2 protein-coding genes are annotated in these 1,398 nt (G+C 70.0%); one reads left to right on the top strand and one right to left on the bottom strand.

Annotation, left to right across the window (positions count from 1 at the left end; all coding sequences use genetic code 11):
• On the bottom strand, positions 1 to 368 hold a 368-nt coding region (locus RJ05_RS26100), incomplete at its 3' end, for a TetR/AcrR family transcriptional regulator (RefSeq protein WP_036541897.1).
• A gap of 80 nt (positions 369 to 448) precedes the next feature.
• On the opposite strand from RJ05_RS26100, the gene RJ05_RS26095 reads away from it, so the two are divergent.
• Positions 449 to 1,354 (top strand): TIGR03620 family F420-dependent LLM class oxidoreductase, encoded by a 906-nt coding sequence (locus RJ05_RS26095; protein WP_036541894.1) that lies wholly within the window; start codon positions 449 to 451, stop codon positions 1,352 to 1,354.
• The last annotated feature ends 44 nt before the right edge of the window (positions 1,355 to 1,398 follow it).

Raw genomic sequence — 1,398 nt, 5'->3', positions numbered from 1 at the left:
TTGCCCGGGACCTCGAGGGCACGCATGATCTCCTCGGACAGCCCCCGGACGCGGCGGACGTGCGACACCAGCGCGGAAACCCAGCGCGCCAGCGCGACAGCGGGATCGGGCTCGGCATCGAGGGTGCTCGCGAGCGAGATCACCTCGTCGAGACTGGTGCCGACCACGGCGGCGATGAGGTCTTCGCGCTGGGGGAAATGCCGATAGAGGGTGGCCGGCCCCACCCCGGCGCGACGGGCGATCTCATTGAACGACACATCGACGCCCTCGCTGGTGAACATCGTGTGCGCGGCCTCGAGCAGTCGTGCCCGGCTGCGGCGCGCATCGGCGCGCACACCGCCGGGAGGTGCTGGTTGTCCGTGTTCCATCGGGCTCCTGTGGCTAATTGGAACGGCACTCTGTATATTCGGAATGGCATTCCAATTGTAGTCGACAGGAGTCGAACGTGATGTTGCCGCCGAATCTGCCGCGCACCGGCATCTGGGTGAACGGGCTCGATCTGCAGCCGCCGCCGGTGGCCAGGGGACTGGCTGCGGAGCTGGAGGACCTGGGCCTCGGCGCGATCTGGCTCAGCGAGGGGCTCGCGCACGACCCGTTCGTCACGGCCGCCGGACTGCTCGCCGCGACCAGCGGGCTGGTGGTCGGCACCGGGATCGCGGTGACCTACGGCCGCCATCCACACTGGATGCGAGCCTCCGCCAGGGCCGTTCTGGACGCCTACCCGGATCGGTTCGTGTTCGGTGCGGGCACATCCAATCCTCGCGTCGTCGAAGGCGTGCTCGGACTCGACTACCGCACACCGCTGGCCGACTTGCGCGCCTACCTGGACGATCTCGACGCGCCCGACACTTTGCGCGCCCAGCTCGGTCTGCCGGACTCCGGCCGCCTACCCCGGGTACTCGCGGCGCTCGGCCCGCGCGCTCTGGAGCTGGCTCGAGACCGGGCCGATGGCGCTATCACCTATCTCACGACCCCGGAACACACCGCGCAGGCGCGCGCCGTTCTCGGACCGGACCGGACGCTCGTGGTCGAACAGGCTGTGGTGGTCGGGGCCGACGACGCCGACGCCAGGACCCGCGCTCGCGCACACGTGGGCGCCTACGTTTCCAACCCTGGATACCGCGCGAGCTGGCAGCGACTCGGCTTCACCGACACTGATCTCGCCGCACCCGGCAGCGATCGGCTCGTCGACGCGTTGGTTGCCATCGGGGAGGACGGCGTCGGCCAACGGATTGCCGCGCATGTGTCGGCCGGCGCCGATCACGTCTGCCTCCAGGCGCTCCCGGCCGAGCCGTTCACCATCCCCGTGCAGCAGTGGAAGCTCCTGGCCGCCATCGACGGCAGCTCGTGGTGAGCGGATATTCGGGCTTCGGGCTGCGGCGTCCGGCGGCGAAGCGC

Origin of the sequence: Nocardia cyriacigeorgica NBRC 100375 (assembly GCF_000308555.1) — a bacterium.
Classification (GTDB): Bacteria; Actinomycetota; Actinomycetes; order Mycobacteriales; family Mycobacteriaceae; genus Nocardia; species Nocardia cyriacigeorgica.
Note: the sequence above shows the minus strand (reverse complement) of the source record. Positions and strands in the feature narration are given on the sequence as shown.

What these genes read in the sequence shown, in the direction of transcription:
- RJ05_RS26095 (WP_036541894.1), top strand. Translation starts at nt 449, where the DNA reads ATGTTGCCGCCGAATCTGCCGCGCACCGGCATCTGGGTGAACGGGCTC.